This window comes from Paraglaciecola sp. T6c, from assembly GCF_000014225.1.
GTDB classification, from domain to species: Bacteria; Pseudomonadota; Gammaproteobacteria; order Enterobacterales; family Alteromonadaceae; genus Paraglaciecola; species Paraglaciecola atlantica_A.
This window is the reverse complement of sequence record NC_008228.1, coordinates 4,428,644-4,449,550: the sequence shown is the minus strand read 5'-3', so window position 1 is coordinate 4,449,550 and position 20,907 is coordinate 4,428,644. Positions and strand designations below refer to the sequence as shown.

General features: G+C 44.5%; 15 protein-coding genes. 14 read left to right on the top strand and 1 reads right to left on the bottom strand.

Going from position 1 to position 20,907, the window contains the following annotated elements:
* Nucleotides 1-241: 241 nt before the first annotated feature.
* The 13 genes from PATL_RS18885 (at nucleotide 242) to PATL_RS18825 (ending at nucleotide 18,581) form a co-directional block, all read left to right on the top strand.
* Nucleotides 242-3,001: a TonB-dependent receptor gene (locus tag PATL_RS18885; RefSeq protein ID WP_011576410.1), complete on the top strand. Its 2,760-nt coding sequence runs from the start codon at nucleotides 242-244 to the stop codon at nucleotides 2,999-3,001.
* A 255-nt stretch (nucleotides 3,002-3,256) separates the two neighbouring features.
* Entirely contained in the window at nucleotides 3,257-4,783 is a 1,527-nt protein-coding gene (locus PATL_RS18880) for a tryptophan halogenase family protein (protein WP_041714078.1), read from the top strand.
* 2 nt (nucleotides 4,784-4,785) lie between these two features.
* The gene (locus tag PATL_RS18875) at nucleotides 4,786-5,550 is read left to right on the top strand and encodes a SapC family protein (protein WP_011576408.1); all 765 of its coding nucleotides are present in this window, start codon (nucleotides 4,786-4,788) and stop codon (nucleotides 5,548-5,550) included.
* Between the two features lie 111 nt (nucleotides 5,551-5,661).
* Nucleotides 5,662-7,122, top strand: coding sequence for an SLC5 family protein (locus PATL_RS18870; protein ID WP_011576407.1), 1,461 nt, complete (start codon nucleotides 5,662-5,664; stop codon nucleotides 7,120-7,122).
* Between the two features lie 32 nt (nucleotides 7,123-7,154).
* Entirely contained in the window at nucleotides 7,155-8,795 is a 1,641-nt protein-coding gene (locus PATL_RS18865; protein ID WP_011576406.1) for a glycerol-3-phosphate dehydrogenase/oxidase, read from the top strand.
* A gap of 302 nt (nucleotides 8,796-9,097) precedes the next feature.
* Nucleotides 9,098-9,874, top strand: coding sequence for a SapC family protein (locus PATL_RS18860; protein WP_011576405.1), 777 nt, complete (start codon nucleotides 9,098-9,100; stop codon nucleotides 9,872-9,874).
* 177 nt (nucleotides 9,875-10,051) lie between these two features.
* Nucleotides 10,052-10,900: a glutathione-dependent disulfide-bond oxidoreductase gene (yghU, locus tag PATL_RS18855; RefSeq protein WP_011576404.1), complete on the top strand. Its 849-nt coding sequence runs from the start codon at nucleotides 10,052-10,054 to the stop codon at nucleotides 10,898-10,900.
* Between the two features lie 313 nt (nucleotides 10,901-11,213).
* The gene (locus tag PATL_RS18850) at nucleotides 11,214-11,711 is read left to right on the top strand and encodes a (2Fe-2S)-binding protein (RefSeq protein WP_011576403.1); all 498 of its coding nucleotides are present in this window, start codon (nucleotides 11,214-11,216) and stop codon (nucleotides 11,709-11,711) included.
* Between the two features lies 1 nt (nucleotide 11,712).
* A complete protein-coding gene (locus tag PATL_RS18845) occupies nucleotides 11,713-14,001 on the top strand; it encodes a xanthine dehydrogenase family protein molybdopterin-binding subunit (RefSeq protein ID WP_011576402.1) in 2,289 nt (762 codons plus the stop codon).
* A gap of 241 nt (nucleotides 14,002-14,242) precedes the next feature.
* Nucleotides 14,243-15,190 (top strand): response regulator, encoded by a 948-nt coding sequence (locus tag PATL_RS18840; RefSeq protein ID WP_011576401.1) that lies wholly within the window; start codon nucleotides 14,243-14,245, stop codon nucleotides 15,188-15,190.
* 169 nt (nucleotides 15,191-15,359) lie between these two features.
* Nucleotides 15,360-16,076: a glycosyltransferase family 2 protein gene (locus PATL_RS18835; RefSeq protein WP_011576400.1), complete on the top strand. Its 717-nt coding sequence runs from the start codon at nucleotides 15,360-15,362 to the stop codon at nucleotides 16,074-16,076.
* 3 nt (nucleotides 16,077-16,079) lie between these two features.
* On the top strand, nucleotides 16,080-16,799 hold the full coding sequence (locus PATL_RS18830; protein WP_011576399.1) for a TVP38/TMEM64 family protein: 720 nt from the start codon (nucleotides 16,080-16,082) through the stop codon (nucleotides 16,797-16,799).
* A 24-nt stretch (nucleotides 16,800-16,823) separates the two neighbouring features.
* Complete coding sequence (locus tag PATL_RS18825) at nucleotides 16,824-18,581, top strand: ArnT family glycosyltransferase (RefSeq protein ID WP_011576398.1); 1,758 nt, start codon at nucleotides 16,824-16,826, stop codon at nucleotides 18,579-18,581.
* Here the strand turns inward: PATL_RS18825 and PATL_RS18820 are convergent.
* Nucleotides 18,567-19,457: an AraC family transcriptional regulator gene (locus PATL_RS18820; RefSeq protein WP_011576397.1), complete on the bottom strand. Its 891-nt coding sequence runs from the start codon at nucleotides 19,455-19,457 to the stop codon at nucleotides 18,567-18,569. The genes PATL_RS18825 and PATL_RS18820 overlap by 15 nt on opposite strands.
* Nucleotides 19,458-19,644: 187 nt before the next feature.
* On the opposite strand from PATL_RS18820, the gene PATL_RS18815 reads away from it, so the two are divergent.
* Complete coding sequence (locus PATL_RS18815) at nucleotides 19,645-20,790, top strand: iron-containing alcohol dehydrogenase (protein WP_011576396.1); 1,146 nt, start codon at nucleotides 19,645-19,647, stop codon at nucleotides 20,788-20,790.
* Nucleotides 20,791-20,907 lie beyond the last annotated feature (117 nt).

Below are 20,907 nucleotides of genomic sequence, written 5' to 3'. Positions count from 1 at the left end.
AGAAGTTTACGTATGATCTTTAGCGGCATTACATCTGCAGCATAAATGGTTTTATAGACCTTGGTGATGTTGCGCATATGTTGACAAATTGTATTAATACTATTTAACATACATATCAGTAGGTGAGCTGAGTGGCATGATCCTATAGTTATGCGAGTAGTTTGAGTGGAACGGTAAACTTGCAAAGCGCCAAAAAACAAAGAACACATCATATCAACAGGACACAAACGGGGCACATCCCATGAAAAAATCATACATCTGGTCGGCAGTAAAAACCGCCCTATTAGTACCTACTGTTGCTGGTTTATCTATGCAAGCAACAGCACAAGAGGCAAGCGACGATAGTAACCTTGAAGTGATTCAGGTTCGCGGCATTGTCAGCAGCTTAAAACGCGCCATGTCTGACAAAAAAGAAGCACTTATTGTTTCTGATGGCATTGCAGCCGAAGATTTGGGCAAATTCCCAGACTTGAACGTGGCTGAATCTTTACAGCGGATCACGGGTGTTTCAATTGACCGTAGTGGCGGTGAAGGCCAAGCTGTAACAGTTCGTGGTTTCGGCCCACAATTTAACACGGTACTGGTAAATGGCCGTCAACTCGCCACGGATAGTGGGGGTCGTGAGTTTAACTTTGACGTGCTTGCGGCAGATCAAATTACCGGTGCTGACGTTTATAAAAGTACTCGTGCAGACCTTCAAGAAGGGGGCATTGGTGCAACGATCAATGTTTCTACTGCTCGTCCATTTGATTACGAAGGCTTTCAGCTAATCGGTTCTGTAAAAGGTATGTACGAAACCCTTTCAGAAGAAACGTCGCCCTCAGCTTCTTTCCTTGTAAGCAATACATTCAATGATGACAAAATGGGCGTGTTATTAGCTGTTTCTCGTCAAGAGCGTGACATCCAAATTAACACAGTGGGTACGGCAGGCTGGCGCCCTGGTCAAACGATTTCCAACCGCGATGATGGCGTCTTGTTCACCAATGCCTATATTCCGCGTAACTGGGATCAGGCCATTGACCAACAAGAGCGTACGCGTACTAATGCGAGTTTGGTGTTCCAATTTGCTCCATCGGATGAAGTGAACATTACCCTTGATGGTTTTGTGTCTAAATTTGAAGTAGATTCACAGGTTACCGATCTAGCGGCTTGGTTTGAACCAGATCGTGTAGGCAGTGCAACTATTGATGAGGCAACCGGTACTTTACTAACGTTTGATCAACAAATTGGTCTTCACGGCGGTAGCGGTGACCCTGCATCAGATTTCGTATCTCACACGCGTAATTCACGTGACTCACAAAGCGATGGTTTCGGCTTAAACGTAGAGTGGGATATTACTCCTCAGCTCAAAGGTACATTTGATGTGTCGACTTCATCTGCCGAAAACGATCGTGCAGGTAAAGACCGATTCAACGTAGTGGGTATCATCAATAACTACGCATTCGATGGCACTAGCAGTGTACCGTCAGTGTCTCATGATGGATTTGGTGGGGACTCGCTACCTGATGCCAGTCGTGCACGTTTGCACTACAACGAAAAAGGCCTGACATTCACCGATGAAGATGAAATCAACGAGTTTAAAGCCGATTTCGTCTACTTAGCAGATTCAGATGTATTTCAAAAAGCGCAGTTCGGTGTATACCGTCAAGAGCGTGAAAAATCAGCATTTCAAATTTATGGTAGCCAATGTGCATTCTGTGGTTACGGTACACCGGCACCAGTTGATACCATTGGATTTGAAGCTTTTACAGCGAAGAATTTCTTCCCTGGCTACCCTGAAACTTTCTATAGTTATGACGGCGATGCGTACATCGATTTCCTAGCAGAATCAGGCAATCCAATTGAGCCTACGCTACAGAACAACCGTTATACAATTAACGAAGACATCACTAGCTTATATCTAGACTTCACCTTTATGTATGACATCGGTGATATGCCTCTGGCAGTCAACGTAGGTGCGCGATATGCTGAAACAGACATCAGTGTTGCTGCAGTACAAAGTTTCATTAAAGACGTAGTGCCTACCACCGATTTGACCTTATTCGCTAATGAGTTCGGTCCAGCCACTGATATTCAGCAAGGTGACAGCTACTCAAATCTTTTACCAAGCGTTAATGTAAAGCTAGACCTCACCGACGAAATGGTTTTACGTTTCTCAGTGTATGATTCAATGACACGTCCAACTATGTCTCAGTTGTCTCCAGCTACCGTATTTAATGAGCCTCGTCGTCAGAATTTAACAGCCAGTGGTGGTAACCCGTCGCTTAAGCCGTTTACCTCTGAGAACTGGGATTTATCATTCGAATGGTATTACGCTGATGCAAGTTACTTCACGTTTGCAGTCTTCAGCAAAGAAGTAGAAGACTTTATCGTGACATTGACGGGCGAGGAGACATTCACGTTCTCAGATCGTACATCCGCTGATGGCTTCAGATGTAACAACGATACAGGCGAAAATTTGTGTGCAGTTGGTTTAGCACTTGATGATACTCGTCCTGATTATGACGTAGTGGCGAACACTGAAGAATTGAACGGTGCAAGTGAAGTTTATACTGTTAGTCGTCCGCAAAACACGGAAACAACCAAAGTAACAGGCTACGAAGTCGCAGTGACTCACGTATTCGAAAATGGCTTTGGTGTGATGGCTAACGCCACTGTGGTTAACGCTGATACTGACTTCTTAGAGGGGTTAGGCGACTCACAAAACTTAGTTGTTTTCTACGAGCAAGACAACTGGCAAGCACGTATTGCATTCAATAACCGCGAAGCATTCTTGCGTAACGTTGATAACGGTTTTAACGGCGAGCCTGTTAATACCCAAACGTTTGGTCAATGGGATGTGAGTGCGAGCTATGACATCAACGAAAACTTCACAGTATTCGTTGAAGGCATTAACGTTACGGAAGAAGAGCTAGTGCAAACTGGTCGTTTCGACAATCAAGTTTACTCGGTTGAAGATAACGGTGCTCGCTACGCAGTGGGTGTTCGCGCTAAGTTCTAAGCTTGTTACAAATAAGCGCAACATGTGGATACGTGATGCGCTTATCTGATAACAACATCATGGCTCGCCAGTATTAAGCGGGCCATTTTTCCTATAAAATAACACGTTAAATAAATTACCTCATAAAGGATGTCAGGCTTTATTAGGTAGGTTATTTAATGGCGATTTAAGTATAAAACCCTTACTTAGATTGAAGCAATGCTGGAGTGCAACACGCAATGCTCCACACTCGTTACTACGCGGATTAATTCATTCATGTCAAAGGCTGTTAAGAAAATTGTCATCGTTGGTGGCGGCACAGCAGGCTGGTTAACGGCTGCTATTGTTGCTGCGCAGCATAGAACAGATGATAACAACGGGTTACAGATCCTTTTAGTTGAATCTTCTGATATTCCCACAGTGGGAGTCGGCGAAGGCACTTGGCCCACCATGAAGAATACCCTGCAGCAAATAGGGTTAAAAGAAAGCGAGGTTTTTGCTCGCTGTCATGCTGGGTTTAAGCAAGGGGGGAAATTTGTGGATTGGGTCCACGGTAATGGAGATTTTTACTATCATCCTTTTACTGTTCCTCTTGGTTACGGCCGAATAGATCTTGCTCCATATGTAGAAAACATCGAAAATTATGCCGTAGAATCCAACTTTCAACATCATGTTTGCGAAGCCGGTTTAGCGCCGCGTTCAATGGCTGAGGCCGAATACAAGGGGCAGTGTAATTACGCGTATCACCTTGATGCGGGGGAGTTTGCTGAAGTACTTAAAGGACACTGTAAAAACGCCTTAAATGTGACTCAAATCATAGGCACGGTTGATAAGGTCAATTTAACCGAAGATGGCGCTATTGGCTCAATTACGTTGACTAACCATAAGCAGATCGAAGGCGATTTATTCGTAGATTGCACTGGCTTTGCTTCTTTACTCTTAGGCCAAGCATTAGATGTCCCCTTCATTTCAGCAGACAAAGTCTTATTTAACGACTCAGCATTAGCTTTGCATATGCCATACGAAGACCCGACCAGCCCGATTGCCAGCCATACCATAGCAACAGGGCAAAATGCCGGATGGATATGGGACATTGGCTTAACGCATAGGCGTGGCGTGGGTCATGTGTATTCTAGCCAGTATTTATCGGATGATGAAGCTGAAGCAAATTTACGTCGTTATCTAGGCCCAAGATCTGACGATATTCCAGTACGTAAAATTAGTTTTAAATCTGGTCATCGGGCGCAAGTATGGAAGAAAAATTGCGTAGCTGTGGGCATGGCCGCGGGTTTCGTCGAGCCTTTAGAGGCCACTGCCATTATGTTAGTTGAAATATCGGCTCGGTTTATTGCCGATAACATCCCGCCTGATACCCGTTTGACCCCAATAATCGAAAAGCGATTTAATCAACAAATGGCCTATCGTTGGTCGCGAATTATCGACTTTCTTAAATTGCACTACATGCTAACTAAGCGCCCTGAACCTTATTGGCAGGCGCATACCGATCCCGATTCTATACCTGAGTCATTGCAAGAAGATTTAGCCCTATGGAAGTTTCGAGGACCGATTACGGCCGACTTTGACGCCGCTATAGAGTTATTCCCCGCTGCCAGTTATCAATATGTACTGTATGGCATGGGCTTCAAGCCAGATTTTAGTCGTCAACCTCATTTGTACAATGAGCAAGGGAACGCGCAGAAAATTATTCATCGTAATCAGCAGCTTACTCAGCAGTTGTTGCAAACGCTTCCTCCACACAGAGAATACATAGAGCGGTGGTTAAGCACCCAAAGTATGAGATAACCATGAGCACACTTGTCGAATTAAGTAATACCGTACACAAAGATTTAAAGCTTAAAGAAAATAGCCTAGCGCAGTTTGCCGCCAGCCAGCAAATTATGCGTCTTCGGGTGCCTGAGGTAGGCAAGGCTGCCACTAATTTTCCGCTGTTTTTTTCACGTAATCAGCAAGATGGCAGTTGGGTGTTAACAGCACTTAGCAGTTTTGAGCCGATGCAAAATTTGTTTGTTGATGAGGGGCGTTGGAATGCGATTTATCAACCCATCAGTTTACAAACGTTTCCGTTTTATTTAATGCAATCTCCCAAGGTAGAAAATAGCTACACCATAGGAATATTGGAGAGCAGTGACGCTTTCTCTACTGAAGCGGGTGAAGCCATATTCGATAGTGCCGGTAGAGCATCATTGTATCTCACTAAAGCGAAAAATTTATTAGAAGCAGGCATTAAACAGGACATAGACACCCATCGCTTTATGCAAGAAACAGAATCGTTAGGTTTGATAAAAGCCATTGATCTGCAATTGGTGTTTGAAGATGGTAATACACAGAATATCGCAGGTTTGTGCACAATCGATGAGGACAAACTGCATAGTCTAGCCGCTGAGAAAATAACGGTACTAAATGACAGCGGTTACCTAATCGCTATTCATGCCATGTTGCTGTCGATTTATCAGTTAAATCTGTTACTTCGAAAGCACAATGAACGTAATACCCACAATAAGATCACTCAACTTAAAATCGAAGTAGCAAAAGACAGAGTGGCGTCTTAACCCTTAAAATTTGTTTCGTGTTTACCACATTTCTGGGTGGTATACAGCGGATTATCAAGCACATAAATAGTAATCAATGTACACACAGCATGATTACAGAGGAAATATCAGATGTCAGAAAATATGGTTCAAGCGGCAGTATTCGCATTGGTTACGGGCATAATTGGCTTGTTAACGTATTTGAAGTGCCGTGGACATGGACATAACCAGCAAAGCCAAAATAAGGAGTACTTTCTAGCTGGTGGTGGTTTAACGTGGATGTTTGTTGCGGGCTCTATCACTTTAACTAACTTGAGTACCGACCAACTTGTTGGCATGAACGGCAACCAAATGGCCTTGCTTGCATGGTGGGAATTTGCCGCGGTTATTGGTTTGATTATTTTGGCTAAAGTGTTTATCCCCATTTATTACAAATACAATTGTACAACGACCACAGAACTGTTGGAAAAACGATATAAAAACAAACATATACGTGCAGTGATTGGGATGTTGTTTTTTCTAGGTAATGCGTTGATATACATGCCTGCGGTCATTTATTCCGGCTCGTTGTTTATGCAAACCATGTTCAATGTTGATATTCCACTCATGTATATCGCTATTGCGTTTGCTGCGCTGGGGGCTGTGTACGCTATTTTCGGCGGTTTACGTGCGGTAGCAGTGTCTGATACTTATTCAGGTGTATTATTACTTACCATGGCAGTGTTAGTGGTGTTCTTATCTCTTGCTGCTATCGACTTCGACTTTACAGGCATTCCTGCAGAGCGTTTAACTTTAGTGGGCGGCCCTGACTCACCGTTACCTTGGCCAACACTGCTTACCGGCATGATATTCATTCAAATGTATTACTGGGGCACCAACCAAACAATTACCCAGCGCGCTATGGCTGCACCCAATGTAAAAGAGGCGCAAAAAGGTGTGTTCGCAGCAGCTGCAATTCGTATCCTAATTGTTCCGGCAATTATCGTTCTACCAGGTATTGTGTCGTTCAAACTGTATGGCGATATCGGTGATGCTGCATACGGACGTATCGTTGGCGATGTTATGCCATTGTGGCTAACTGGTGTGTTTGCAGCGGCGATGGCTGCGGCCGTACTTTCAACCTACAACAGTTTATTGAACTCAGCGACGGCTTTATACGTATGTGATATTCATGAGGCATACGTTAACGATAACCCTAACGTAGTGCGCTTAAGTGGCTGGGTAACGGCTATGTTGACAATATTGTCCTTGGTACTGGTACCTATTTACCAGCAAGCCGACAGTATCATTAACTTGTTGCAACAGTTAAATGGTTTATTAAGTATGCCAATATTGTCAATATTCGTAGTTGGATTGGTGTTCAAAGATGTTGATGCACGAGCGGGCATTGCCGCTGTGATATTCGGCGTATTGCTTTACGGCTCACTGACTTTCGATTTCTCGCCTGTGTATACGACGTTGCACTACATCCATCTTATGCCAATCACTTTAGTGTCATGCATCAGCTTCGCATTGTTCATTAATCGTTTTGTATTAGGACAACGAGCAAAATTAGCCTGGGGCAGTAACGACGGCCTCGAAGCAGCAAAATAACGCATAAATTAAATTTAATTATCGGAAGAGAAATGAACAACCTGAGAAAGAGTAACATCCGTAAATTGCCGAAAGGGACATTTGACACATTGATCATTGGCGGCGGCATTAATGGCGCCGTGGCCGCGGCGGCACTCGCTGCTAAAGGTGTGAAGGTCGCGTTGATTGATAAAGGTGATTTCGCGGGCTTTACCAGTTCTAACTCTTCAAATTTAGCCTGGGGTGGCATTAAATATCTTGAAAGTTACGAATATGGTTTGGTCAACAAGTTATGTAAAAGTCGTAATCATTTAATGCGCAGTTACCCGTCTACAGTGAAAGAAATCCGTTTCTTGACCAGTATTCAAAAAGGCTTTCGTTTTCCACCTGCCTTCATATACATGGGCACCTTACTGTACTGGGTAATGGGCCGACTGTTTACTAAAATGCCTAACTACCTCACGGGCGGTAAAATCAAGTCGCTAGAAAACGTGATCAATACCCAAAATGTCACCGGTGGCTTTGAATACTCTGATGCCTATCTGCAAGACAATGATGCACGTTTTGTATTCAATTTTATTCGCTCAAGTATGAGTTATGGATGTATTGCGGCAAACTATGTTGAGTCACTTGGGTCAACTCGCGAAAATGATATGTGGGTAACAAAAGCAAAAGATGGCATCACTGGCGAAGAGTTTGAGATAACGTCTAAGGTCCTAATCAACGCAGCAGGGCCGTTCGTTGACCCGTTAAATGAATTGAATGAAGAAAAGACGGATCATCATCATGTCTTCTCAAAAGGTATTCACTTAATAGTGGATAAAGTAACCGACAGCAACAAGGTACTTACCTTCTTTGCCGATGATGGGCGCTTGTTTTTCGTTATCCCAATGGGGCCAAAGACCTGTATAGGTACCACGGATACGCAGGTAGACAACCCTTATGCACATGTCACAGAGGCTGACCGCCAATTTGTACTCGACAACGTTAATAAGCTTCTAGCGCTTGATAAGCCATTAACCAAAGATGATGTTATTGCCGAGCGTTGTGGTGTGCGTCCATTAGCGATTAAAGGCTCTGGCGGAAAAGCTGATTGGGTACAATTGTCACGCAAACATGCGATTGACCAAAACGCTCAGCACAAATACATGTCTATTTTCGGTGGCAAACTCACTGATTGCATCAATGTGGGCGATGAAGTAGCCGGCATTGTAAAAGAGTTTGGTATCGATCTGCCCTATGCCGATTTCAAATGGTATGGCGAGCCAGATGATACTGTGCGCGATGAATTCTTTCACCGTGCCAAGTTAATGAACTTTGATGCTTTAACACCTGCAACTTCTTCTGAGCCGCTAACGTCGCGCTTTTGGCGCCGTTATGGGCGAAACGCCATCAACATGCTTGAAGCGATTCGGGAGAATCCACATAAGGCAGAGCTACTGATTGAAAACTCAGAGTATTTACGGGTTGAAATAGAGCACGCTGCCCAGCGTGAAATGGTCACTAAACTTGAAGATTTTCTGCGTCGACGTTCGAAAATTTCTTTGGTGGTGCGACAAGAAGATATTCTTAATGCGCCGGGCTTACGTGAGGCCTGTGAAATATTATTCGGTGATGAAGCAGAGGCTAAATTGCAGGAATATATTAGCAGTGTACGTAAAGATGTTAGTCCCGCCGCAGATGTGATAGCTTAAGCTTATTCGAGGCGCTTCATCATCTGTGGCGCCTTGTTTCAGCAAGATAAAGAGCATGTTGCCTGCTTTTGTAGCGGCTTTGACAAGTGTATGAACAATTTAACTATATTTCATTTACATTCGTGACATCACTCAATAAATAAAAGATACTTGCTGTTGTGACATTAGCATTAGGGACTGCATATATAATGGCCTTGAGCCATTTTTTTGTACCTGTATAGCAGAATTTACCGAATCAGTCGGTTTGCTAATTGGCTATTAAAAGCAACCAGTTTTGAACATTAAAGTAAGAGATATCCTCTATGACAATCAGCTACATCCCTCTTGATAAAGAGAAACATAAAGATCTAAAAATCAACCTTCAGCACGACTTCGGCTATGCAAAAGAAGCCCATATTGCTGCGGCATCAATCCGTGAATACGCTCAACTAGCTAGCGTAATGCCGGTTGTTTTTGTAAAAGATCCAAATTCTGAGAACTTCCATTCTGTGGCTATGTTGGGAACTGAAAAAGGCTCAAACCTTTTCGTTCATGAAGGTAAATGGCAAGTACATTGTCTGCCTATGAATATTCAACGTTACCCGTTTGACGTGCGTCCTGATGGTGAGAAGTTAGGCGTATTCTTCGACGAAAACAGCGCACTTATTACAGACGACGGTGAGCCAGTTTTCACCGCTGAAGGCGAGCCGAGCCCGTTTTTAGAAAACCGCCAGCAGTTGCTTTCTGAATTAGCAAACAGCGAAATGGCAACACAACGTTTCATTAAAAAATTGGTTGAGCTAGATTTACTCGATCCAATCGAATTATTAGTTAACTACGCTAATGGCGAAAAGCGCAATATTACTGGCATGTTCAGTGTGAGCGAAAAACGTCTGCAAGATCTTAGTGAAGAGCAAGTGGTTGAGCTACATAAAAGTGGTTTCCTAGGGGCAGCGTATGCAGTCCTTATGTCACTTGGTCAGCTTAATCGTTTGGTTCACTTGTCGAACAATACGGACAAGGCGATTCAAAACTTACAGTTGCGCGTAGGTGATGCCATCACTAAAGAGCAAGCGGCAGAGCAACCTGCAAACGCTTAGTGTTTCTATCGTCCTTCTAAACCCGCTTCTCGCGGGTTTTTTTATGCCCTAAATTCAGATGTTGTTACATCTTTTGTTCCATAAGGTACAAAAACCCATTAGGCTAACGCTTGGTTTTACACTGTCAGTCCCAATTAACTATTGAGACTCATCAAAACAGCCGAGGAAACTCAAATTATGTCTGATCCTACGTATACCCCTCCAAAAATATGGTCTTTTGACGCTGAGAATGGCGGGAAATTTGCCAATATTAATCGACCTAGTGCAGGCGCTCGTTTTGATAAGACGCTTCCTCGAGGCAAGCATCCTTTTCAGCTGCATTCGATGGCTACGCCGAACGGTGTGAAAGTCACGGTCATGTTTGAAGAGCTACTTGAAGCAGGCCACAGCGGCGCTGAGTACGATGCGTATCCGGTTAATATCGGTGACGGCGATCAATTTGGTAGCGGCTTCGTAGACATCAATCCAAATTCAAAGATCCCGGCATTAATTGACACCACTACGACTCCAGAGACCAGAATATTTGAGTCAGGCTCTATTCTGCTTCATTTGGCGGAAAAATTCGGCGCATTCATACCCAAAGATCCAGCGGGACGCACCGAATGTATGAATTGGCTATTTTGGCAGATGGGCAGCGCGCCATTTTTAGGTGGGGGCTTTGGACACTTCTATGCCTATGCTCCAGAAAAATATCAATACCCCATTGACCGTTATGCGATGGAAGTAAAACGTCAGTTAGATGTACTTGATAAGCAATTAGCCCACAACAAGTTTATTGCGGGCGATGAATACACGATCGCTGATATGGCAATTTGGCCTTGGTATGGTGCGCTAGTACGTAACGTGGTTTACGAAGCGGCTGAGTTTTTGCAAACTCATGAATATACTCATCTCGTTCGCTGGGCGAATGAAATAGCTGAACGTCCGGCTGTTAAACGTGGATTGATGGTAAATCGCACTTGGGGTGAGCCTGAAACACAAGTGCCTGAGCGCCACTGTGCAGCAGATTTTGACGGAAAAATTTAACGCTTAACTTGCTTAAATTGAATGGATTAAAGCCACTTTAAAGTGGCTTTTTTACACTCATTGATAAATCTTCTTAAGCGAGACTAATACCAATTCCAGAAAGTAATTTACCACTGGGCAATCATGTATGGAGTTGCTGTAACGCATCACAGCATATTAATAGGTTGTCGATGCTTTCTTGGTTAAGAGACCCAACCTTACACTACACTTTAACTATCCGTTTGATGCGTGATCTAAGCGCTTAGATTGACGTAAACAAGATATACCGGGTAGTAGGACCAACACATTAATATTAATCAAACAGGTATTCATCATGATTGAATTTTCATTAAACGGAAAAAAAATCACAACCGATGCTGAGGCTGATACGCCTTTGCTTTGGGTTATACGAGACGAGTTCGGCTTAAAAGGCACCAAGTTTGGTTGCGGGATCGCGATGTGCGGAGCATGTACCGTGCATTTCAACGGTTCACCTGTCCGTTCTTGTTCACTGCCCATTAGTGCAATTGCTAATGCTGAAATACATACCATTGAAGGCTTGGAAAACAAGCACCCACTGCAAAAAGCGTGGGTAGAGCATCAAGTGCCTCAGTGTGGTTATTGTCAATCCGGGCAAATCATGCAAGCCGCAGGTTTACTTGCGACCAATGCTGACCCCAGTGAAGAAGAAATAGAGGCTTACATGAGCGGTAATTTATGCCGTTGCATGACCTACGCCCGCATCAAAGAAGCCATCCAAGACGTTGCGTCACAATCAGATTCCGTGGTGCAAATATACAACCCTAAACGCGAAGCGCAGGGAGTAAGCTAATATGACCCGATTACGCAAAGATAAGGTTGAGCATAGCCGTCGTAGTTTTCTGATTGGCTCAGTTGGCAGCGGCTTACTTATGGCCTTTGCACCTAGTATTAATGCCCTTGAAGTCGCCACTGGCGGAGCCTCAAAGCAATTAGCAGCGAAATCATTTAGCCCGACAGTATGGTTTGAAATAAACACTGATGGCCAAATTCTGGTAAATATTGCCCGAGCTGAAATGGGCCAGCATGTTGGCACAGCAATAGCCCGTATCGTCGCTGATGAGCTAGGGGCAGATTGGGACAATGTTGAAATTAAGCATGTGGATACGGATCCCAAATGGGGATACATGGTCACCGGTGGCTCTTGGTCAGTATTTCAAACGTATGTTCCCATGTCGCAAGCAGGTGCAGCAGGGCGTACAGTACTCATCGAGGCGGGGGCGACATTATTGGGCGTTAAACCGCAAGATTGTACAACCAAAAACAGTCAAGTCGTGGCGGGTGATAAGTCGATAAGCTTCGCCGACGTAGTCAAAAATGGCAATATTGAGCGTACCTTTAGTGCTGATGAACTCGCAGAGTTCAAACCTAAGAGCCCTGCTAGTCGTCAGTTAATTGCGAAATCCAGCCAGGCACTTGATATCCCAGCCAAAACCAATGGCACAGCACAATACGGTATCGATATTGAACTTGAAGGCATGGTTTATGCGCGCCCGGTCATTCCTCCGACCCGTCACGGCAGCAAAGTGAAGAGTGTCGATGACAGTTTGGCTAAATCGGTAAAAGGGTATCAAGGCTATGAAATACTCCAAGACCCAAGCGATACGGTTCAGGGCTGGGTAACAGTACTAGCAGACACCTATTTCGGTGCTGTTAAAGCGGGCAATGCGATTAAGGTTGAATATGATGTCGGCGAGACAGCAAACGTCAATGAGCAGGACATCATTAGCCAAGGGGAAGCATTAGCTAAAGATAAAACCTCGGGCACGCTGGTGGTGGATAAAGGGGACATTGCTAGTGCAGCAAAAGACGCAAAAACATCTCTTGAGTCAATATATAAAACGTCCTCTGTGCTGCATTTTACTATGGAACCAGTCAACGCCGCAGTAGAGTTTAAAGACGGTATCTGCCATGTGCATTGTGGTAACCAGTGGCAGTCGTTATTTTTACCCGTTGTTGCAAAAGCCGTTGGTATGACTGATGACAACGTTATTATTCATCAGTATTACCTCGGAGGGGGATTCGGTCGTCGCCTTGCTGGGGATTATATGGTTCCTGCGGCGCTTACCGCAAAAGCGCTTGGTAAGCCAGTGAAGTTGGTTTTTACCCGCGAAGACGATACACGTTTTGACTGCGTGCGCTCACCGTCTGTGCAACAAATGAATGCATACTGGGATGCCGACGATAAACTGCTAGGTATTGAGCATGGCGCAGCTGCTGGCTGGCCGACGCTTGCCATGGCGCCTGGGTTCATGCCTGAAGGCGTGGATAAAAAAGGCAAATTTGACCCATTTTCAATTGCAGGTGCTGATCACTGGTATACCCTGAAAAATCACCGCGTGCGTGCGATTAATAACCCATTAGCACAAAAAACCTTTGTGCCAGGCTGGCTGCGCGCAGTAGGTCCCGGCTGGACAGGTTGGGCGGTAGAGTCGTTTATGGATGAAATAGCCCACAAGCAAAATGTGGATCCCATCGATTTTCGCTTATCTATGCTTGATGCCAGCGGAAAAAATGCTGGAGAAGCACCCGTATCTGTTGGTGGCGCAAAGCGTTTAGCCAAAGTATTAACAGATATTCGTAGCAAGGCGAATTGGGGACAGACATTACCTACAAATCAAGGAATGGGAATAGCGATATCATCAGGGCAAGAGCGAGATATGCCCACGTGGGGAGCGTGTGTTGCTCATGTAGAGGTTGACGTTGAATCAGGTGCAGTAAAAGTGCATAAATTAACTGGCATACTTGATTGCGGCACAGTTGTTCACCCTGATGGGGCGTTGGCACAGACCCAAGGCTCTATGCTATGGGGATTGAGCTTAGCGCTGTTCGAAGGAACCGCTTTTGAAAACGGCCAAGTGAAGGATACCAACCTTAATACCTACTCACCGCTTAGAATGAATAACCTACCTGAACTGGATATTAGTTTCGTGCAGAATACCGAGTTTCCAACGGGCTTAGGTGAACCTGGGCTAATTGCTGTTGCACCAGCAATTGCAAATGCGATATTTAATGCGGTGGGTGCTCGGGTGAGAGATTTACCTATACACCCTGAAGCGGTGTTAGCTTCGATGCCAAGCTAAACTAAACTATAACCCTCAAAACCTTAATATGGCGTGTATTAGTCGATGCGCGCCGCTTTATCCTCCCTGCACTGTACACATTTAGTGTGATAGACGGTCCTCATCCGGCTTTGTCTCGTACGTATCTCATGTACTTGGCTTAACAATGATCTTTCAAGCATTTAACATTCTTGCAAATTCCCCCCAGCTTTAGTAGTTTGCTGTTCACTCAATCAAAAATAACAATAATAAGAGATGTACTATGTCAGTCGACACTATTTATAAGGTAATCCTTTATCCCTTCATTAATGAATCTCTCGCTAGCCTGAAGGCTATGACCAACCTGACGGGGACTGCTGGCGAAGCTTTCATGGATAGCGTGGAAGATTTTCGTTTCAAAGGCTACGCCGTTTGCTCTGAGGTAACGGGGAACTTAGACGGGGTAATCATGATGCATCATTATCCAGAAACGGCTATCTCTATCGGAAACTCCGTTTGCCAGAGTATGTTCGACGAGAAATATGACCACCAAGAAATGACTGACGATCTTCGTAACGCTTTGGCTGAATGGGGGAATACCATAGTCGGCCGTTCTACCGATTTACATAGTCGTTATAGCTTAGAGTATGGATTTTCCAGCCCTTATTTTGTTGAAGACTTAAGTCAGATGGACAAGTACCTCAAAGGTGTTCAACAAGTGGTCACCGTACCTATTTCCATTGAGGGAGTGGGGCGATATTATTTTAATTTATTGGTACGAAGTGTCGATTATCGCGAAGGCGGTATTAAACGTGAAGAAAGTGTGGGGATCGAAAACCCCCATGATGTTGACTTAGCCAAAGACAGTCGTATCTTACTGGTGGACGACAGCGCCATGATCCGCAAAGCGCTTTCACGCTTCTTACATAAATTGGGCTACACCAATGTCGTTGAGGCAGATGATGGTAAGGGCGCGGTTGAAATGGTAAAAAGTAACCCGCCTGATTTCATTTTCATGGATGTGGTGATGAATGAGCTCAATGGAGATCAAGCCTTAGCCGAAATCCGCCGCTTGGGTTCTGATGTGCCAATCGTGATGCTTTCCTCTGTTACCGATCAATTATTAGTGAAATCTTGCCAGGCCCATGGTATTTCAGGTTTTATTTTCAAACCTATTCATGCCAACAATGGCAGTGAAACAATTCAACGTTATTTAAAAGTGGCGGCGTAATATTTTCGGTGGCGTTACACATAAGCATTTCATGGCGTTAATAATTCCTTAAGAATTAAACAATACACTTAGTTATTGATTAATTTGGGCATGCCCGAACTGCCATCGATGAGATAGCGTTTCATCTGACGTGAACTCTACTTTGGCGGCTTATATTTGGTAGTGTAAAATGGAATTGTCTGTTGTTATTCCTGCAAAAAATGAGGCGCAAAATGTTGCGCCACTTATCCATGAAATTATCGATGTACTTGGCGGTGTGGCTGAATTCGAAATTGTCTATGTAGATGATGGAAGTGATGATCGCACGATAAATGAATTGTATAGAATCATTGATGCGGGTTTTGACTGCATTCAACCGGTAAGACACAAAGTTAGTGTGGGACAAAGTACAGCCATTATGAGTGGGGTGAAAGCCGCCTGTGGTGAACTTATCGTGACCATGGATGCAGATGGCCAGAATGATCCAGCGGATATTCCAACGTTATTAAGCGCTGCACGAAGTGTTGTTCAAGGCTCCGATTATTGTGTCGCGGGGTATCGCCGCAAACGCAAAGACACCCCATGGAAACGTTTCCAATCTAAAGTGGCCAATGGTGTGCGTGCTCGCCTATTAGGGGATGGCACGCCTGATACCGGCTGCGGTTTGAAAATCATACCCAAATATACCTTCATGAAACTACCGTACTTTGATCATATGCACCGCTATATTCCGGCCTTGGTGAAAAGAATACATGGCCAAGTGATTGTGATTGAAGTAAATCATCGAGACCGTCAAGCCGGAGAATCGAAGTACAATATGCTGGGACGTCTTCAAGTGGGGATCGTCGATATCTTTGGAGTACTATGGCTACAACGTAGGGTCAAAGTACCAGAATATTTGGATTAGTTGATGTACCAAAAAATATACTCACTGTTTGCTTCGAAAGCACTGCAAAAAGGATTACTGTTTCTACTAGTTTGCGCCACTTTAGGCGGCCTAATCAGCACCTTGCCCTTGTTTGACAGCTTTAATCGACAATGGATTGACTCAGCCATTCGTAACAATGGCGCATTAGGTGTGGGGTATTTCATCATTTTCAGCGCTGGTGCAATGGCGATTGGTTGCCCCCGTCAAGTGATGGCATTTTTAGGCGGCTACGCTTTTGGCTTCATGCAAGGCACACTGTTATCCGTTGCGGGCGCAGTAATTGGCTGCACGCTGTGTTTTTTTATCTCTCGCTTTTTACTTAGGCCGTTTATCAAACGCCGTTATGCACAGCAGATTTTTCGCGTAAACGATTTCTTAAAAGACAAACCAATGGCCAAAACCATCGTCATTAGGCTGTTACCCGCAGGCAATAATCTATTAACGAATATACTCGCTGGTGTGACTGACGTAAAAGCACGTCACTTTCTAATGGGCTCGGCAATTGGTTATATTCCGCAAATGGCTATTTTCGCCTTAATGGGCAAGGGCATAGTGGTGTTGTCTATCTGGAAAATCGGCTTGAGTGTGCTGCTATTTTGCATATCAACTGCGTTAAGTGTGCGTTTGTATAAGCAATACAAGCACTCAAAACTTATTCAAGTAAAAGCGGCTTCACCGGATAGTGAGCCGGTTCGTGCTTAAGCTATTCGCTGAGAGATTAACCGTATGATAAGTGCTTTCCCTAGGTTATTTAGCCGGCAGAATTTCATTTCAGGTCAGGACCGTACTTTTAATCTTATTTGGTTACTGACCATTTCCTGTTCTTTGATCCTAGTCGGCTTGGGTTTGCGAGATCCCTGGCCTGCGGATGAACCACGCTTTGCGTTAATAGCCAAAGAGATGGTCGACTCAGGTCAATGGTTTTTCCCCATGCGTGGCGGTGAGCTTTACCCAGACAAACCACCGATATTCATGTGGTGTATCGCCCTATTTTACGCGCTGTTAGGCTCGGTGAAACTGGCTTTCCTTTTACCCAGTGCGATCGCTGGGATAGTGACGGTTTTACTGACCTACGATATTGGTCGCAGGCTGTGGTCTGAGCAAATTGGTTGGTATGCAGGTTTGTTGTTGCTTGCTACATTGCAATTCACCCTACAAGCGAAAACAGCTCAAATTGATGCTTTGGTTTGCTGCTTTATTACCATGGGGTGTTATGGTTTATTACGTTTTTTGCTGCTCAACGGTCGCTGGTCTTGGTATTTTCTAGCGTGGTGCTTTATGGGCTTGGGGATTATTACTAAGGGGGTAGGATTTCTACCACTGCTCATGCTGATACCATTTACCGCGCTTCGGTTTAGTCAGCAAACATATAGGTCAAGCCCTGTAAGGGGATTGACATGGCATTGGCTGCTAGGGCCTGTGGTGATGTTAGGGTGCATCGGGCTATGGGTCTTACCCATGCTTTATTGGGTAGATGTTCAACAGAACCCGCTTTTCGATGCCTATCGAGACAATATTCTATTCAAGCAAACGGTTACCCGCTACGCGGATTCTTGGCACCATTTAAAGCCATTTTGGTATTACCTAACCAATGTTATCCCAGTTTTTTGGTTACCTTTATGTCTCTTTTTTCCATGGCTTATCACGCCTTGGGTGAGGGCGATAAAAGAGGGGGACTGGCGGATTACTTTGATACTGGGTTGGGTCGTGTTGTTATTGATTTTTTTCAGTATAAGTCCAGGCAAACGTGGCGTGTACATCTTGCCTGCCTTGCCTATGCTCGCGTTAATCACTGCGCCATACTTACCCCAGATTATGCGCAGTAAAATCGTAAATGGTCTTGTTTATTCGGTTGTTTTGTTATTGTCACTGGCGCTATTAACCTTTGGTTTAGCAGGACTTTTTGATACAACATTTACCAGCAAACTCAGCATTAAACACTCAATTGAGCCTTGGGGTTTTTTGCTCACCATGGGCATAGTAGGCGTACTGATATGCGCTTTTCTGTTGATGGTAAGGAAGTATCGGGTGAGTCTATCGTGCAGTTGGTTGCTGTTTATACCTGTGCTATGGATGGGTTATTCTACATGGGGATATACGCTCTTGAATGACGTTAAAACGCCCAAAAATGTTTTTGCGAAAATGGAGTTGTTGGCACCTAAAAGTAGACCTCTGGCGCTAGTGAATTTCTCCGAGCAATTTATTCTTTTTTCACCCTATAATGTGACTCATTTTGGCTATCACATGCCAACTGAACTTCAAGTACAGGCAGCGTGGCGCTGGCAAAAATCTCACCCAAATGGACTCATTTTGCTTGATGCACAGACACCCACTGATTGTTTTGATATGACGCAGGGGCACCCTGTAGGCTTGGCTCACCGAGTAAATTGGCTGTTACTTGATAGTTCTGCTAGGCAAGCATCGTGCCCAGAGCCGAGCATTAGGGTCAATGTTTACCATACAGCTGCATTAGGCACTCATTGATACTTCACTTGGTGACTGATTAAAATGGCGTTTGAATTCGCGGCTAAACTGAGATGCGCTGGTGTAACCGACTTGAAATGCCGCTTCGTTAGCGCGACTGCCATTGGCTGTGATCAAATCTTTTGCTTTGACTAAACGCACTTTCTTTAAATATTGCAAAGGTGACTCAAACGTCACTTGCTTAAACGCTCGGTGAAAGGCCGATACACTCATGTTGACGTCATCAGCTAGGGTTTCTACCGTTATAGGACTGGCGTAATTAGCGTGTAAAGACGCTAGCGCCCTTGCGACTCTTGCGTAGTGGCCATCGTGCTGAGCGAGACCAAATAGGGTCTTTCCTTGTGGACCACATAACACTCTGTATACCAATTCCTTGACCACATCTGCCCCAAAAATATCAGTTTCAACAGGATTTGCCAGTACCGCTAGTAAGCGCTGAATTGTGTGCTCCAAGGGCGCGTCTACTTTAGCCGCTTGGGCGCAACTTATTTGGCTACATGGCTCGCTTTGGGTATATCGTTGGTGCTGCTGCATATGATTAACTAGTTGATGTAATAACGCGGGCTTAACATCTATAGACAACCCCATGATAGGCAGACCATTGTCCACAAAGGCTTCACATTCCAATGGCATTGGCACCCCGAGTACTAGGTAGTCGCCCGCACCATATTGAATGTGGTGATCTGGAAAATGGATCACCTTTCTACCTTGCACCACTATGATAATGCCAGACTGATAAACCAGTGGTTGCCTCGGACTCCCCTTACTCGCGCGAAAGAAACGCACTCCAGACAGTGCTGTTTCAACGTGCCCCTCAAGGTTGAGTAATCCGGCTTTTTCCGCGAAAACGTGGATCGCATCGACCAAAATGCCCATATTTTTCTCTCTAAACTCGTTAAGAGTTTAAATTATACCACTTGATAGTTTTAGGCAAGCTTTTGGCGTTATTTGCTCTTTTATACTGGATGTTCTGTCTATATTATACATTTACTGTCTGGTGAGAGAGCCACCGATATTGGCTAAGAACGTTAGCCAAATTAATCACAAAGATGAGGAAAATACGATGAAATTTAGTTATGTAAACCCAACAAAAATTCAATTCGGTCAAGGACAAATTGCGTCTTTGGGTGCACTTATCCCAAAAGCGCAAAAAGTGCTGGTGGTATATGGTGGCGGCTCAATTAAAAACAATGGCGTATACGATCAGGTTGTTGCAGCCCTTGAGGAGCACGATTGGCTAGAGTTTTCAGGAGTGGGTGCTAACCCGACAATTGAAGTGCTTGATAAAGCCGTTGCAATCGCTAAAGAACAGAACGTTGATTTCGTACTCGGCGTTGGTGGTGGCTCTGTTATTGATGGAGTTAAATATATCGCAGCGGCTGCAATTTATGACGGCGAAGGTTGGGATATTCTTCAAGGAAAGCATAAAGTCACCTCAGCGTTACCCTTAGGTGCAGTGCTGACTTTGCCTGCTACTGGGTCTGAGTCAAATTCAGGCTCGGTTGTCAGTAAAGCTGCCACCCAAGAGAAGCTTGCGTTTATGGCACCTGCAGTTCAACCAAAATTCGCGGTAATGGACCCAGACGTAATGAAAACATTACCTCAGCGCCAGTTAGTTAATGGTTTAGTCGATGCATGGGTTCATACTTGTGAGCAATATCTGACCTTCAATGCGGGAGCGCTGGTACAAGATGGCTACGCTGAAGCATTGCTTAAAGCCTTGAAAACTCTGGGCGATAATTTTGATAAACAGGACGATGCATGGCGTGCCAATTTAATGTGGTCAGCTAATCAAGCATTGAACGGTTTAATTGGCTCTGGTGTCGCTCAAGATTGGGCTACACACATGATTGGTCATGAGTTGACCGCTTTGTACGGCGTAGATCACGCTCGTTCATTGGCCATTGTTCAGCCATCATTATTGCGTAACCAATTGGGTGCGAAAAAAGCGAAATTAGAGCAAATGGGTAGAAATGTGTTTGGTCTGACTGAATCAGATGATCTAGCAGAACGCACCATTTCAGCTATCGAAGCCTTCTATCATAACTTGGACGTGGCTACTCAACTGACCGAGCATAATGGTGACAAAGCACAGGCAGTAGATGCTGTTGTGTCACAACTTGAAGCTCACGGTATGAAAGCGTTAGGCGAAAACCAAGCAATTACGCTGACTGAAAGTCGCGCAATACTGGAACAAGCGGTTGCCTAATTTGCGGTTAGCAACATTACTTTCAATGTTATTTTCAATGTTGCTTTCAATGTTACCTTCAAAATAGTTTTGTGTGTTGTCGCTACGCCTTCTTTCTAGGGCGTTAGCGGCCTTTTT

Excerpts from the sequence above, each read along its gene's own strand:
- PATL_RS18840 (WP_011576401.1), top strand. The coding sequence starts at position 14,243 with ATGTCAGTCGACACTATTTATAAGGTAATCCTTTATCCCTTCATTAAT.
- PATL_RS18885 (WP_011576410.1), top strand. The coding sequence starts at position 242 with ATGAAAAAATCATACATCTGGTCGGCAGTAAAAACCGCCCTATTAGTA.
- PATL_RS18860 (WP_011576405.1), top strand. The coding sequence starts at position 9,098 with ATGACAATCAGCTACATCCCTCTTGATAAAGAGAAACATAAAGATCTA.
- PATL_RS18865 (WP_011576406.1), top strand. The coding sequence starts at position 7,155 with ATGAACAACCTGAGAAAGAGTAACATCCGTAAATTGCCGAAAGGGACA.
- PATL_RS18830 (WP_011576399.1), top strand. The coding sequence starts at position 16,080 with ATGTACCAAAAAATATACTCACTGTTTGCTTCGAAAGCACTGCAAAAA.
- PATL_RS18825 (WP_011576398.1), top strand. The coding sequence starts at position 16,824 with ATGATAAGTGCTTTCCCTAGGTTATTTAGCCGGCAGAATTTCATTTCA.
- PATL_RS18815 (WP_011576396.1), top strand. The coding sequence starts at position 19,645 with ATGAAATTTAGTTATGTAAACCCAACAAAAATTCAATTCGGTCAAGGA.
- PATL_RS18820 (WP_011576397.1), bottom strand. The coding sequence starts at position 19,457 with ATGGGCATTTTGGTCGATGCGATCCACGTTTTCGCGGAAAAAGCCGGA.
- PATL_RS18850 (WP_011576403.1), top strand. The coding sequence starts at position 11,214 with ATGATTGAATTTTCATTAAACGGAAAAAAAATCACAACCGATGCTGAG.
- yghU (WP_011576404.1), top strand. The coding sequence starts at position 10,052 with ATGTCTGATCCTACGTATACCCCTCCAAAAATATGGTCTTTTGACGCT.
- PATL_RS18880 (WP_041714078.1), top strand. The coding sequence starts at position 3,257 with ATGTCAAAGGCTGTTAAGAAAATTGTCATCGTTGGTGGCGGCACAGCA.
- PATL_RS18845 (WP_011576402.1), top strand. The coding sequence starts at position 11,713 with ATGACCCGATTACGCAAAGATAAGGTTGAGCATAGCCGTCGTAGTTTT.
- PATL_RS18835 (WP_011576400.1), top strand. The coding sequence starts at position 15,360 with ATGGAATTGTCTGTTGTTATTCCTGCAAAAAATGAGGCGCAAAATGTT.
- PATL_RS18870 (WP_011576407.1), top strand. The coding sequence starts at position 5,662 with ATGTCAGAAAATATGGTTCAAGCGGCAGTATTCGCATTGGTTACGGGC.
- PATL_RS18875 (WP_011576408.1), top strand. The coding sequence starts at position 4,786 with ATGAGCACACTTGTCGAATTAAGTAATACCGTACACAAAGATTTAAAG.